General features: G+C 38.3%; 14 protein-coding genes. 13 read left to right on the forward strand and 1 reads right to left on the reverse strand.

The features are described 5' to 3' along the window. Positions 1-122: 122 nt before the first annotated feature. Positions 123-428: a DUF5960 family protein gene (locus I588_RS28275; protein ID WP_010760208.1), complete on the reverse strand. Its 306-nt coding sequence runs from the start codon at positions 426-428 to the stop codon at positions 123-125. A gap of 184 nt (positions 429-612) precedes the next feature. Here I588_RS28275 and I588_RS26130 point away from each other — a divergent pair, with 184 nt between their 5' ends. From I588_RS26130 to I588_RS26185, 13 genes are all read left to right on the forward strand, one after another. After that, a complete protein-coding gene (locus tag I588_RS26130) occupies positions 613-1,224 on the forward strand; it encodes a recombinase family protein (protein WP_010760207.1) in 612 nt (203 codons plus the stop codon). Between the two features lie 91 nt (positions 1,225-1,315). After that, a complete protein-coding gene (locus I588_RS28300; RefSeq protein ID WP_455319187.1) occupies positions 1,316-1,459 on the forward strand; it encodes a putative holin-like toxin in 144 nt (47 codons plus the stop codon). Between the two features lie 1,038 nt (positions 1,460-2,497). Next, positions 2,498-3,280 carry a ParA family protein gene (locus tag I588_RS26135; protein WP_010760206.1) on the forward strand — a complete coding sequence of 261 codons (783 nt, stop codon included), beginning with the start codon at positions 2,498-2,500 and terminating at the stop codon, positions 3,278-3,280. Next, positions 3,273-3,614 carry a hypothetical protein gene (locus I588_RS26140; protein WP_010760205.1) on the forward strand — a complete coding sequence of 114 codons (342 nt, stop codon included), beginning with the start codon at positions 3,273-3,275 and terminating at the stop codon, positions 3,612-3,614. The genes I588_RS26135 and I588_RS26140 overlap by 8 nt, the downstream gene beginning before the upstream one ends. Positions 3,615-3,921: 307 nt before the next feature. Next, positions 3,922-4,980 carry a replication initiator protein A gene (locus I588_RS26145; protein ID WP_010760204.1) on the forward strand — a complete coding sequence of 353 codons (1,059 nt, stop codon included), beginning with the start codon at positions 3,922-3,924 and terminating at the stop codon, positions 4,978-4,980. A 19-nt stretch (positions 4,981-4,999) separates the two neighbouring features. Further along, positions 5,000-5,197, forward strand: coding sequence for a hypothetical protein (locus tag I588_RS26150; RefSeq protein WP_010760203.1), 198 nt, complete (start codon positions 5,000-5,002; stop codon positions 5,195-5,197). A gap of 1,006 nt (positions 5,198-6,203) precedes the next feature. Next, on the forward strand, positions 6,204-6,551 hold the full coding sequence (traE, locus tag I588_RS26155; RefSeq protein WP_010760202.1) for a type IV conjugative transfer system protein TraE: 348 nt from the start codon (positions 6,204-6,206) through the stop codon (positions 6,549-6,551). A gap of 587 nt (positions 6,552-7,138) precedes the next feature. After that, a complete protein-coding gene (locus I588_RS26160; protein ID WP_010760201.1) occupies positions 7,139-7,732 on the forward strand; it encodes a helix-turn-helix domain-containing protein in 594 nt (197 codons plus the stop codon). A gap of 49 nt (positions 7,733-7,781) precedes the next feature. Then, positions 7,782-7,952, forward strand: coding sequence for a hypothetical protein (locus I588_RS26165; RefSeq protein ID WP_010760200.1), 171 nt, complete (start codon positions 7,782-7,784; stop codon positions 7,950-7,952). 105 nt (positions 7,953-8,057) lie between these two features. Next, on the forward strand, positions 8,058-9,644 hold the full coding sequence (locus I588_RS26170; protein WP_010760199.1) for a C39 family peptidase: 1,587 nt from the start codon (positions 8,058-8,060) through the stop codon (positions 9,642-9,644). A 16-nt stretch (positions 9,645-9,660) separates the two neighbouring features. Then, a complete protein-coding gene (locus tag I588_RS26175; RefSeq protein WP_010760198.1) occupies positions 9,661-10,386 on the forward strand; it encodes a hypothetical protein in 726 nt (241 codons plus the stop codon). Between the two features lie 186 nt (positions 10,387-10,572). Next, positions 10,573-14,139, forward strand: coding sequence for a VaFE repeat-containing surface-anchored protein (locus tag I588_RS26180; protein WP_010760197.1), 3,567 nt, complete (start codon positions 10,573-10,575; stop codon positions 14,137-14,139). 75 nt (positions 14,140-14,214) lie between these two features. After that, a complete protein-coding gene (locus I588_RS26185; protein WP_010760196.1) occupies positions 14,215-15,198 on the forward strand; it encodes a class A sortase in 984 nt (327 codons plus the stop codon). Positions 15,199-15,316: the final 118 nt, after the last annotated feature.

The raw sequence follows: 15,316 nt of genomic DNA on the forward strand, positions 1-15,316 counted from the left end.
CTTGATGCCCTATTGCTAAATCAATGTAAAATTGAAAGCAGTCTTCCCCTACTTCGTTAACGGCGTTGGGTCCAAAATCCCAAAGCGAGTCAATCAAGTCATTGAGAGAAATTAAGTGAAATTCATATTGTCTTATTAGGTTCATTAAATTGTACCCCTTTATACTTGTATAGATAGTATTTTTGATCTTTTTTGAAACTGATATTTATTTTGCATTCTTCTATTTCAAAGCAAAAGTAAATGTCGTTCTGCTTCCTTTTAGTTAGCGCTGCTGGTATTGAAAAGTGTGTCCGGTTATGCTTTATCATTAAGAATAGTACGTCCTCTTTGATTGCATAGAAAGGAATATCGGTATCAACGTACTTATGAAAATCTACTATTAACTGGTCGTGCGGTTCTTTGATTCGACGTCTATAAATTTCAAACATGAAACACCTCCTAGAACATACGTTCGGATAAATTTAATCATGTCTCACCTGCTCTTGTCAATTATTAAACCAAACTGTATTTTTAGGGTGTCCCCTTACCGAACACTTTGGACTTGTTGCTATTGCTGAAATCAAACTGTATGATTAGGGTGTATATTAATTATTTCAGGATGAGGTGGATTTAATGCGAGTTGCTTATGCTAGAGTCTCAACGACTGAGCAGAATTTAGATAGACAAATCGAAACACTTAAAAGCTTTGGTGCCGAAAAAATATTTATTGAAAAGAAATCCGGTGCGAATTTAAAAGACCGACCTGTTTTGCAGGAAGCCTTAGACTTTCTTAGGGAGAAAGATATTTTCATGGTCGAAGCGTTAGACCGGTTAGGCAGGAATTATGATGAGATTGTCACTACAGTAAACTATCTAAAAGAAAAAGATGTCAATTTTATCATTACCAGCTTACCTATCATGCAGGAAGCTATTGGCAACCCTCTTCTTGATCGGTTCGTTAAAGATTTATTGATTCAGCTATTAGCTATGATAGCCGAGCATGAAAGGATAGAATCACGGCGACGTCAAGCGCAAGGAATAGCCGTAGCAAAGTCCAAGGGCGTTTACAAAGGAAGACCACTCCTTTACTCACCCAATGCAAAAGACCCGCAAAAACGGGTCATTTATCGTGCAATTGTCGCTGAATTAGAGAAAGGTGTAGCTATTGCAAAAATTGCTAAAGAGTACAATATAACAAGGCAGACAGTTTATCGTATTAAAGACGATATTTCAGGATCAGAATAGAAATTTTAGCGAAGAATGCTATAATGAATGCAAGACAGTAAAAGTTTTTTCTAATGACGGTGGCTATCCATTCGAAAGTGAGGTGATGCGTATGTGCGTATCCCAAGAATCTGTAGAAAGGAGATGCCTTTTGTCTGTGGAAGCAGCGTTAGGATTAATGATCAGTTTCGGTTCTCTAATCGCAACTATCATTTTCGGAATCCTGACAATCAGCAAAAACGACAAAAAAAAATAACCGTCACTTTTAGCAGGGAGACGATTATTTCTTTATAAGTAATTATCCTAGCCGCCGTCTTTAGCGGTGCTGTCCCAAAGGGAGGTTGTTAGCGCAACTTCCCTTTTCGTATTTATTATAGCATACTTCGTAACAAATTGTTACTCGGAAACTGTGTCCCATGACATAGACTTATAAAGTGACTATCTGTAACATTTTCTGCCTAACCTATAGTAAAGTTCGTTTTTTGCTGCAAGATCCGGTGATCCTGGTCGGACATTCGTTCGTGTTTTTGATATAAATGATCAGCTGCAATAGATCCATTTGCTGGTGCTGGTGGCTATAAAGGCGAACATTTACCAATTGCTGCTAACAATAAGAAGTGATCAGCTCTCCTACCTTGCTAAATACAACTTAAGTAAAACCGCATTAGCGTGTGAGACTGCTGCATTAGTAGCAGTCGAGAGTTTGCATTAGCAAACGGCTGTGAGGGTTCACCTTAGTGATACCCGAGAGCGAGCCTTAGCTGCGGTTCCCTTCACTGTATTAAAATATCACGATACTACAATATTGTGATATCACGATATGATAAAAGCTATTTATATCTATTATCATATTTATCTTTTATTTAGTCAGCTCCCCTACCCTGCTAATTAGTTAGAACATAAATACCGTAACACATGATCAAGTTTTTAAGCTGTTAGTATATTGTAATATTGCGATATCGTGATACTACAATATAACACTGAGACAATCTCACTCGTATACCTTTGTCATACACAACTGTGACTTTCGTATCCGCTATACTTTTAGCTGATTCTATATTTCATTGTATTGTTATATCACAATATTGCAATGCTGTGATATACTCAATTTTCGGTATAGTTATCGCCTTATTCTTGGTTCAGTAACCAGTTCTTAGTTTGATTAGAATATATTTCGTATGCAATATTAATATGCCAATCCTTTCGCAAATCCAAATTCCATCTTGCAATATCGTGATATCGTGATATACTTATATCGTGATTTAACAATATTGCAAATGTAGGAGGTTTAAGAATGGCTAGAACTATATCTATTGCGAATCAAAAGGGTGGCGCATCAAAAACTACAACAACTGTAAATTTTGCAGCAGTCCTATCTTTTGTTCTAGGTAAGAAAATTTTATTAATCGACAGTGATCCACAAGGAAACTTAACAGATCACTTGGGCTTTGATATCGATGACACCGATCAACCAACTATCTACGAAGTATTAAAAGGTGAGGTCGATGTTAAAGATGCAATTTTAGACTACAAAGGAATTGATGTTCTTCCTGCGGATATTGCCCTTTCTTCTGCTGAAAGAGAATTTACACAGGTCGGCAGCGAGCACAGACTTAAGAAAGCATTGCAACCTGTAATGGATGATTACGATTTTATTCTCATTGACACACCACCTTCATTGGGGATTCTCACTGTTAATGCTTTTACTGTTAGTGACGAAATTATCGTTCCTGTTGAAGCTGCTTATTTCTCACTAAAAGGCTTAGTAAAATTAAATGAGACAATCGAAACCGTTAAAGAGTTTACGAATAACCATTTAATTGTTCGTGGTGTGCTTTTCACTAAATTTAATGAGAAATATAATATTTCAAAAGAAATGGTGTCTTCAGCCGAACAGATTTCGCAAGTTATCAATGCACCTATTTTTGATACGAGAATAAGAAGAACAGTCAAAGTCGATGAAAGCCAGGCAGCTGGTGTGGATTTACTTAGCTATCACGATGCTTCAACAGCTGAGGAGGACTATAAAGCTTTCGCTAAAGAATACTTAGAAAAGATAGGTGAGATAGATGGCTAAAAATCAGGAAACTAGGAGTCGTGATACTGTTGCACGATTATTAGGTACTAATACTAAAGAAAAAGCTTCTACTGTCAAAGAAGCGCCGGAACCGAGTTTTGATCCTAACAAAAAAAATATTTCTTCATTGATTAAGAAGCAAGGGAATAGTATGAGGAAAGCCGATAGCATACGTTTAAACCCTATTCTTCAATCAGCATTAATTTATTGGACAACGATCGGGGACGCTTCAAAGAGCAAACCGGATATCGTTGAGGAAGCTTTGCTAAAAGCAATTCCAGAAGAATATCTGATAGAAGGATACAACTTAGCAAAGAGACAAAATAAAATTTAATAGACGAAATATCACGATATTGCGATATCGTGATATTTTTTTTGCCAAATGTTGCTATATCAAGCATAAATCGAACAAATTGATCATATCGTAATGTTGCAATATCACGATATTGTGATATAATAATATTGTAATACACTAATAAGTCTTGTAACCCTTGATATGATGCGGTTTGCTTTACTATTACAATTCGTGTAAACTATCTTTGATAATAGAAAGATGCTGATTAGTTACTGCAATAATTGCGGCAATTAAGAATGAAAAACCTAGACTGATCAATTATCTTTTTTGAAAGAGGTATATCCTAATGAGTGAGTTTAAATATTTTAAGTTAGATAGAGTATACAATGAGTTGTACTACCAATTCCCAAAAGTTCTCTTAGTAAGCGAGACTTATAAACATTTAGATAGTGATGCAAAAATAGCCTACATGCTTTTTAAATCCAGACTAGAATTTGCCGCAAAAAAGAAGCAGGTTGACGAAGAAGGAAATGTCTATTTTACGTTTACACTTGCTGAGCAGCAAAAGATGTTGCAGCGTGGAAAGCAAAAAGTTCTAAATATCCACGCCCAATTGGAAAAGGCAAATCTGCTTCAAAAGAAAAGTGGCGGTTTTAACAAAGCTGCTGGAAAGAAAAACCCTACTCGCCTTTACTTAGCCGAGTTAGAAGTAACAGAAAACGACATTTACTTAGTTGAGGAGATCGACCGGACAGGGGACGAGCAGCAAGAAAACGTTGATTTACCGCATGGTATGAAATTCATACCTAGGGAAGACGAAGAAAAAAACGCTGAAACCCTTGCGGCTCATGATGGTATGAATTTCATACCTACCTCAAACGTTGATTTACCGCATGGTATGAAAAACGGACAAGAACTATATAATAATAACTTAAACAATAAAGACACTAAAAGACTCTCAAAAGACGAGGAAAAATCCTTACAGGATAAATTGCTGTTAGAAGATTTTGCAGAATCCATGATCGCTGGAAATAAGACGTTTCTACCAAGCAAAGTTTTAACACTGCTCGCTTCATTTTCGCATGGAGAGTTTGAGACAGCAGCTAATTACATGAAGGCGATTCATAATGCAAAAGCGAATGCTGAAAAGCTAGAGGATTACCATTTCATGTATGAGGATGTAGAGGAAAAATATGGAATCGACATTGATAACTTGATCTATTTCAAAACTAAGAAAGCGATATTCAAAGAAAAGGATGAAAAAATACGGAACATGGATAACCTCATTTTCCGTTACCTCACTGATTTGTTTCAAGATATTATCCGGCAAATCAAAGCAACCGAGGAAGCACCGGCGGCACCAGAGGTTGAGGTATCGCTGCACAACTGGTTAGAAGGCGACTAGAAACTAGGGGGCTAAACAAATGGAAATGACAATACTAGAACAAACGTTATCGTTACGAGCGCTAAATACGGAGCTTGAAAAAATCAAGGTGAACCGGATGAACGCAAAGGCGGACCCGATGCCAGCTAACGCAGCAATCCTAGAAATCTATGATCAGCAGATTGCAGCCCTGGAACAAGTGATTGACCGCATAAAGAATGCAAAAGTTACCGGATAAGTCTCTACCATTCGATAAGCGGTGTAGAATATTTGTATACAAATATGCGAACAAGTGTTTGCAAAGCGTTAGAAAGATGCTATACTATTTTTAAGGAAATTAGCGCTATCTCCTGTAATATTATTTCAATCAATAATACGATGTCAAAATCGACCGTTTTTTCATCAAAATCGACCTTTTCGATTAATAACAAATAAATATGTATTCTTTTTTTAAAAACGTTATTCTTTGCAGTTTCGCTTTATTTTACATGAATATAAATAACGCAATATTGTTTGCTGTTATTTGATCACATTAAGAATTGATGATAAAATGAGTGGACAAACCGCGGTTAGTTTAGATATGCCAAGGAGGGTGAAAATTAAAAAAAAACAGAAAGATATATAAAAATGTCAGTTTGATTTTAATAAAAGAAAAGTAATGTCATTTATATTCGTAGAAAACATGCTTGACGATTATTTGATTCGGCGGTATGCTTGATGCGAATTAGTTTCCGCTTCATTTGCGGAAATAGGGCAAGTGAAACATAAAAAACCGAAAGGCACAGCAAATATGGAGTTGGTAGCTCCATGAAACAAATGCTGTTCGCAATAGTATCAGTATTGCGTTAACCCTTCGGCGGCTATGGATTGCTCCACGCCAATTGTCATTATACCAAAGTTTAGGTGAAATAGTGAGAAGAACCTTTTTTCAGTGTGCCTTTTATGGCTAAATTTCTCTTAAATGTAGGATGTAATGCAGAAAAGCGTGGCGATTGTAATCGTAGTTGTTCGAAAAGAGGGGGGACGTGGTATATAACTACGTCCCCCCTCTTTTCGTTTTTTTTTGGAAACTAGTTCACCTAGGTTGAAACTACGTAGTGAAACTGATTAGCTTGTCAATCAGTAACGCTACTATAGGCAAAATGGTACTTTAAAAGCGTGATTGGGTCAATATATGACCGCTTAATAACAAGTGTTTTTCATAAAGCTTTATCACTAAAAAGGATTTGAAGGGAGCGGAAAGAATGATCACTCGGAAAATTAGTATTGAAGATATTGGCTATTATGGCTGCCGAGTTACTGTTTTTGACGAGCTAAAACAATCAATTGATTTAGGTGATCGAAAACAGAAACGCTGGTTTACTGCACACTATCGGATCAAAGGGTTGCAGGCAGAACGTCTGCAAGAACATTATGTTGCTAAAAAAAAGCAGGTAGTGGTAACTGAAACAGTCTCAATAAAAGAAATCTATCCAAGGATTAAACATGTTAACGATGCGGATGGGGTGCTGATTGCTCGAAGAATTGCGCCTAATCGACCACTACTGGTTACAGCAAAAGGCATGAGTAAATTTTTAGTCATGGAACAGTAAATAATTCAATACTTCTCTTTTTTCGCTTGCTTGAAAATGTTGTGGATCAAGCAAGTAACTTGAAGAGTCAGCGGCAGCAGCTAGTAAGGCTATAAGTTGTCAAAGTCTTGGCGAATGAGTCGAGAACCTGGGCAGCTTTTGATAGGTGGTATCAGAAAAGATTGGTCACACTAAGCGAACACTAATTGTGAAAGTTGATGAAATGAATGGCTGCACTAAAAGTAGTCAGTAAACAATCAAGGGCATTGTTTGAAGAAGCAATCAATAGCACCTAGGGGTATCAGAGCAGCTACTAAGGTTCCTAGGTTTTGACGCACACTTGGAGAAAGACCAAGCTGGCTTTTCGTAATGGGGAAGCGCATAAGCAGTAATGCTATGTCGTGAGCTGCAATACATATAGGCACTTGCCTTTTCGGGAACGAATCGGCATTTACCGCTGTCTATTAGAGTTTCTGGTTACGGACGCTATAAACCAGTCGGGTAAGGTGATTACTTTTTTAGTAAGCGAAAAAAGAGAAGTTATTAAACAGTGAGTGGAGTATATTCTTTGCTGCATGAATTGTAAGTATAGAAGGAGGAATGGATCTGTGAAGATTTTAGTGTTAACAAAAAATGTACTTGCTGAAAAGGAAATACAGCAGCAATTGCAAGAGTTGGATCACGAGGTTTTTTGTTCAAGTAGCCTGTTTTACAAATTGATGAACGGGCAGGAAATCAAGGCTATTGAATACATCTTTGATACAGTGATACCAGGAGTCACAATCACCAATTTAGAAGTAGAAAAGCTTGGAGAATTGATTGGTGGGATACAGCTGGAACAAGTGCCTATTGGACTATCGAAGGATCAGCTAAGGGAAAAATTGTATTTAGCCGAAAAAGAGGCAAAAGCTGGTCAAGCAGATGAATCAGCAGAACAAACAGAATTAGTTCAAGATCGATTCATGAAACATTTAAGTAAAAATGAAAGTATCTTGTTTCAATTGCTCTTAGCCAATAAAGGAGTACCTGTTTCACGAGAAGAAAGTTGTCGGGTATTGTGGGAGTGTGAGCCGACAAACTCTTGTTTGTCACAACTTTCTTCTCTGAGCAAACGTCTGCGACAGAAAGCAGATGAATGTAAGGTTGGTTATTCTATTCAATCGTTGTGGGGTAAAGGCTACGTGCTGAATGCACACCGATGAAAAGTTAGAGTAACGAGGGGACACCTACTATTAAAAGGGGGCACACCAATTGCCTACGAATAAACCAAGAATCAAATTGGCATTGTCAGAAGATTGTCTAAAAAAATTAGACTGGTTGGTTGAGGAGCGTCAAAAGAAGACAACTAAAAAAGTCTATCCTTGCAAAATTGTTCAGGAATTAATCAACAACGAGTATACGATTCGGCAAGCGTTCAAATAGTATGAAATTGTCAGAATCGACCGTTATTCAATCATAATCAGTATGAATCGCTAATTGAAATAGTATATACTTTATGTAATGTTCTCAATTTGGAGGAGATAATTTATGGAAAAGAAACGGTACAAAATGTACAAAAAAGGGAAGACTTGGTTAGTAGCGCCTATTGTATTTTTCGGGCTTCTAGGCGTTGGCGGTTTAGCGGTTCAGGAACAAACAGTTCATGCGGCAGAAGCAACAGTAGAAGAGCCAATTGTAGAAACACCGCCCGCTGGTGCAACAGAAATTATAGGCTCGCACGAAGGTGCTGGCGAAATAGTTACAGAGGACTCCAAGGAAACAGTTCTGCCAGAAACACCAGTAACAGAACAACCAACTGTAGAAACACCTGCTCCGGAGGAAACTACAGAGGAAGTACCAAAAAATGAACAAGAGATTCCTCAGACAGAGGACAAGAAGGAAGAAACGGTCGATCCCACTACTGTTGATGAATCGACTGAAAAAGCTCCAGATACTACTGTAGAAGAAAATGAAGTTCCTGTTGAGAAAGATAAAAGTGATACAGCGAATAAGCCATCAGAAAGTAAAGAAATTTCTGATAAAACGACTGTAAACCCATCTACAAGCAACACGAAGCCGGCAGCAACTCCAGCAGTAAAAGCGGCAGCTCAAGCATCAGTGGTACCTAAGGCAACTCCGAAAGCCGAAGCGACAATTCCAATTTATCGAGTGTACAACCCGAACTCTGGCGAACATCTACATACGATGAATGGGAACGAAAAAGACTTTTTGGTAAGACTTGGCTGGCGTTATGAAGGTATTAGTATGCGTGTCCTTGGATCTGGTAGAGAATTGTTCCGAGTGTATAATCCGAATTCTGGTGAGCATTTCTTTACATTAAATGGAGCTGAACGAGATCAACTCAAATCAGTTGGCTGGCGTTATGAGGGGATTGCCTGGCATACACCTTGGTCGGGATTACCAATGTATCGAGTGTATAATCCTAATACAAGAGGTGCAGGCGCACATCATTACACAATGGATGCTAATGAACGAGATTCTTTAACTCGTGCTGGCTGGCGCTATGAAGGTATTTCTTGGCATACACTAGGAGGGGCACAACCGATTGCTCCAGTGGAACGAATTTTATCCGTTCCATATGTCAGTCAATATGCTCCAGTGTTCAGTCCTTGGGGCTGTGCAGGTGCTGCAATGACTATGTTGCTACGATACAAAGGAGCCAATGTTGATTTGAAATATGTTCAGGATAATTTACCAATGTATCCAGGTGATAAAGGCGGGCAAAAAGGAAACGTATATACTGGTGCAGGTTTCGGCTGGGTAATCACGCCAGGATCATTAACAAATTATGCTAAACGATGGTATGGCAATGTATCTAATATTACTGGATCAACAACTCAATCAATTGTAGATCGAATTATAGGTGGCAATCCAGTGCTTTACTATGGTTATTCTTCTTATCAAAAGCAGGGAGACACTGTACGCAACCATTGTAAGGTAATTGCTGGGTATAAAGATAATAAATTTTTAGTGCTTGATCCTTTGTACTACAGCTCAGGTTCTGGAGCTGGAACAGGCGGAAAGAATATGGCATATGATCGTGGTGCGACAGCTTGGGTATCCATTACAGACTTTGTAAAAGAGTGGGACGGAAGAGCGATCGGGATTAAATAGAAAAGGAGAAAATGAAATGAAAAAATTGAGATTAGGTAAAATAATTTTTGGTTTGGCAGCGACAGCAGTTGTAAGTGGTGCAGCATTAGTAAGCGCAGAGGGAGCAGATGCAGCAACTCTTTATCGTGCCTACAACCCGAATACTGGAGAGCATTTGTACACCGCAAACGGGAACGAGATTCCGTTCGTTGTTAGTGCCGGTTGGAAAAATGAAGGGACAGCATGGGAAGTGCCATCCAAAGGTACTCCGGTGTATAGAGTGTTCAACCCAAACAATGGTGGAGATCACCACTACACGTTAAACTACAACGAAGTAACTAATCTGCAAAATGCCGGTTGGAAATATGAAGGCATAGCATGGCAAAGCGGCGGTTCTACTCCGGTTCACCGACTGTATAACCCGAATGAAAAAACAGGAACCCACCATTTCACGATGGATGCAAATGAAAAAGATGCCTTAGTTAAGGCAGGCTGGAAATACGAAGGCGTTGCAATGTTCAGCGGTAGTGATCAACCCACCACTTCTACGACACCAACGGAGCCATCAAAACCAAAAGACCCAACGATTGTTAGTGGCTGGGTAGGAAATACCGGAAAAGTATTCCAAACTTATTCAGAAGCAAATCAATACGGTAGAGCAGAGTGTTTGAAAGAGGGAAGCCAATATTCTAGATGGGTAAATATTACTATCGTATATTCTGATGGAAGTGAAAAATACTCAGTATCTCTTTACGAAGAATAAAACTAAATAAGATTGATGATAGGAGACCAAGAATATTGATTCTTGGTCTTTTTTGTTGTTAGGAGAAAAATACATGGGAGATAAAATTCGTATACGATCACCGTAATGTAAATCGGTACAATTGTCAGGTGGAAGGAACTGTCTTTCCATCTTTTTTTTATTTTGAGAGATAAGGAGATAATAATTATGAATAAATTGAAAAAGCTTGCGGCTTCCCTTATGCTATTGTTCACTTTGAGTGGGCAAATCGCACCCACCGTCCAAGTATTTGCGGAAGAAGCAAGTAAAACAGAGATTTCAAGCAGTAGCATTGCTGAAAAAGAGGAGAAGGAAACCAAAACAATTAAAGAAACGTCTCCAACTAAAGAAGCGACTGAAAGTGTGTCTACAGATGAAGACGTAAATAGTGAGAAGCCGGAAATAGGTGAAAGTCAAAATTCTAACGATAGTCCAAAGATAGAAGAACCCGAAAAAGTTGAAAAAATGGAAGAACAAAAAGATGTAAATGAACAGCTAGCTAGTGTTTTGAAAGAATATGGTTATTACATGACAACTGATGGTAGATTCCTGTCATCAACGAAAGAGAGTGTACGTGATAACTGGACTGAGTTTTTAGCAAAAGTTCAGGGATTACAATCAGAAAATCGAATGGCTAGACAAGCATTGTCTATTGTTCCTTTTGCTGGAACAACTATCTTCGTAGACCAAAATTATTCAATTCCAACAGCATCTTGGGACTATTCAAATGGTATTCATGATCAGGGATTTTATGCAAAACGTGATGCAGCGGGTAATATTTTATGGTGTGTCGCACCAGGTAATCCGTTGAATTTTGGACCAAACGATGGTTTTACACCAGAAGAACGGAATCAACAAAATTTAGTGATTGCTAGTTTAATTGCCTATTGGGGATATGAAACTCAGCCATCAGTTGAGAATGCTTTTTATACGGAACGTCATATTCAAAATATGGGTGCTGGGGTAGAGTCAAGTAATATTCAAGACCCATCGGGTAGAGTCAGTCAAGCAGGATTTAATGCCTGGGTACAAGAAACAAATCGCAAAATCAATTCTTATTTAACAAAACCAAGTTTTAACAATAATAGCTATACCATGAAAAAAGGGGAAACTCTTAGAATTGATGATACAAACAGTTCTTTATGGGCATACAAAGTTGCTACCAACAGTGCAAATCTTAATGTTTCAACGGATGGAAATACGCTTGTATTAAAGGCGACAGGTGATGTAAAAGACGGATCAATTCAACTGGAATACAATGTACCCGATTCTTATAAAGGTGCTACTTTAGTTTATCGCCACCCTTATTCCCAAGAGTTGTTACATTGTTCAATCAGTGATCCCAACATTACTAGACTAAATATAAAAATCCAAAAAGAAGGGAATTTATTACTAAAGAAAGTCGATGATACAGGAAAAGCTATTGCAGGTGCTGATTTTAATTTAATTGCTGATGGGAAAACAACGAAAGCGACAACTAATACCAATGGTGAGTTATCAACACCAAATTATAATGTAGGAACTGTTGTACAATTTGAAGAAACGAAAGCTCCAGCTGGACACTACATTGATCCTGCAACATCTAAAGGGTCAGTGACCATCAAAGAGGGGACAAATACAATCAAAGTTACGAATCCTCGTTTTGCTAACTTAACTCTTATCAAGAAAAATGATAAAGGTTTGAACTTGGAAGGTGTTAAATTCAAATTAAATTATGACGGTAAAGTTCATGAAGTAAATTCTGACAAGGATGGAAAAATAGTCGTCAAAAGTTTGAAAGCTGGGACAAAAGTAGATTGGGAAGAAACAGCAACTATCGAAGGTCACTATATTGATCCAGCAACCTCTAAGGGGTCTATTACGGTTAAATCCGGTGAAAATACGATTGATGTAACGAACCCACGCTATGCGAATCTAACGTTGCACAAGGTTAATGACAAAGGTGAAGATATGGAAGGTGTTGTCTTCAAGTTTAAAGCCGGAGATAAAGAATTCGAAAAGAAAACCGATAAAAAAGGAAACATCACGTTCATTAATGAATTCAAAAATGGTACGGTTGTGGCATATGAAGAAATTACAACACTAAAAGGTCATTATATTGATCCAGCAACCTCTAAAGGCTCGATCACTGTCAAATCAGGAGATAATGCAATTAAAGTGAAAAACCCATGCCTGGACTTCTCAATTTCTTCTCAGGCAAGCAACAAAGATGGTGCTAAATTTGTGAATCCTGCTAAAGGACAACCTTTGAAGGACGAAGTAAAAATCGAAGCAAAAAGTGCACCAGTTGGCGCAAAATTACGCTTAACGTCTAACTTTGTTGAATTTGGTACAGGAAAAGCCCTATCTGAACAGGATATGAAGACGGTTGAAGAATTTGAGATCCCAGAAGGACATTCAACGTTTGTTCATACGATCAATAATGAATTTGATGCAACTAACTTAAATGGTAAAAAAGGCGTGTATACACAAATTCTTGACTACTTCAATCCTTCTACCAACGAATGGGAAGAAGTCGCACGAGCAGATGATGTAAACGACGAAAATGAAGCGATTCAAATTGTAGAGCCGAAAGTCAAAACGAAACTCTTCTTCTACGATCACAAAGAAAACGAAGTAAAATTGACCGATCCACTTTCTAAAGTGAAAGGGTATGATTTAGTAGAGTATGAAAACCTAATTTCAGGGGAGACATACACCTTTGACTTAACGATGATGGTTCCAAGTGGTGAAAAATTTGTTGATCCATTAGGTAAAGAAGTAAAAGGTCAAATCGTTATTGTTGCTGGAGTAGATGGAGAAATCACATCAACAATGGATGCACAAGAATACTACAACAAAAAAGCAAAAGAAGATGCGGATAAGGACACTGACAAGGAAGGCGAGAAAGACACCGACAAAGAAGTACCAAAAGAAACTGACCAGAAAGACAACAAAGAAGCAGATAAGACACCGGACAAAGACACTGGAAAAGATACAGATAAGGAAGGGCAAGAACCGCAAGAGGTTCAAACTGACTTTTCTGACGTCAAGCCAGTTACTTTAGTTAACGGATCTGTGAAGGTTCCTTTTGAAATTAATCTATCTGAAATGGCTGGGAAAGCAGTTGTCGCATATGAAGTATTATCAACGAATGATACACCAGTTACTGATCATAAAGACCCTAACAACAAAGACCAAACGGGTCACATTCGGAATCCCAAGCTGAACACAAAAGCTCTTGTGAATGGTAAAAAAGAAATTACCGAAGAAGGTAAACTTGTCCTAGAAGATGAAGTAGAATATTTTGATTTGACCCCAGGTGTTGAATACGAACAAGACCTTGTATGGATGGTTAAAAATACCGGTGAAGCTCTGAAACTGAAAGAAAAAGAGGTTACCGGAACAATCAAATTTACACCAGAAAATGAAAGTGGCAAAGTTACCGTTAAAGTAGAAATTAACGGAAATGATTTATTTGAAAAATACGGTGATTTGGTTGATTTAGTTGCTTTTGAAACAACTAAACGTGACGGTGAAGTGATTACTGAGCATAAAAACATTAATGACATTGGTCAAACGGTCCGAATCATTAGACCAGCAACACCAGTAGTACCAAAGACAGTAAAAACATTGCCGCAAACAGGAGGAACACTAGGCAACTCAGCAACTTGGATCTTCTTAGCTCTTGTCTTAGTGACAGGCGCTATTTTTGTTTTTATCGCAAAAAATAAAAATAAGGAAGAAAGCCAATAAGCTTTTTTGATTTAAGCGTCCTTTAAACAGGGCGCTTAATTCTTATGTGTCTAGTTGTTTTCAAAGGAGGTCGTCGTGAAAAAAATTGTTAAGGTATTGCCTGCGGTATGGCTGCTTTTAGGAATGCTGACGGCAGGAGCTGGTTATTATGGGTATCGTCTGTTGCTTAATGATCCAAGCGACACTCAACAACAGACACACCGAATATTAGAGCCAGCAGAGACAGACGAACAGCGCAACAAAAAAAATAAGCAAGCAACGTTTGATCCTAACGCTATTACACCCGTGACACCAGGTGATTACGCAGAAGCACAGCTGCATTATGAAACGATTGTTGATCAGTATGGCGTAGGAGCGATTTATATCCCTAGTGCTGAGCTTAAAACGAAGATTTTAGCAGGTTTATCGAATCAGAACTTAATGGTAGGCGTAGGTACCTATCGAGAGGATCAAAAGTTAGGCGTAGGAAATTATGCCGTGTTTGCACACAACTTAGTCCAGGGTGGCGGAGCGTTGGGAAGATTATCCAATGCAGCAATGGATTCTACTATCTATGCGACCGATTTTTCACGTATTTACGAATACAAGGTGATTCTTAATCAAGTGGTCGATCAGACAAGGGGAGATTTACTTGACGAGCCGACAGATTCACCCAAACCAGTGATCACTCTTATACGCTGCGAGGGCGGATTAAATACGACTAAGCGAGCAGCCGTACAAGGAGAATTTATCGGGATGTATGCTGCTAAATATGCTGACAAATCAGTACAAGAAGGTTTAGGGCTAATCCATCAGGTAACACCAGCTGCAACAGAACGAGCGGCAGAGAATGGTTCAGAAGAACAAGAAACAAGTACCACAACAACAGCGGATTTGAATCAGTCGTCTAAGCAGCCGCTTAATCGAACAAGATATAGCTGGCTGCAACGTGGTTGTATTCGTATGTTCCAGGTTATCTCTAACGATGATGTATTTTTAGTTGGAGTGATTACTTATGCGTTAGTTATGCTTTATTTGACCGCAATTAATATAAAAACAACGAAAAACGGAGGAAACTAATCATGGGAATTCTTTTGGCATTTGCGTGTGGGACATGGTTTGGTTTTGTAATAATGGCAATACTTGCTGCTGGAAAGATTGATGATATGCAATCTGGCAGGGATAAAGTTCTAATTCA

Source organism: Enterococcus pallens ATCC BAA-351, assembly GCF_000407485.1.
GTDB lineage: Bacteria > Bacillota > Bacilli > Lactobacillales > Enterococcaceae > Enterococcus_A > Enterococcus_A pallens.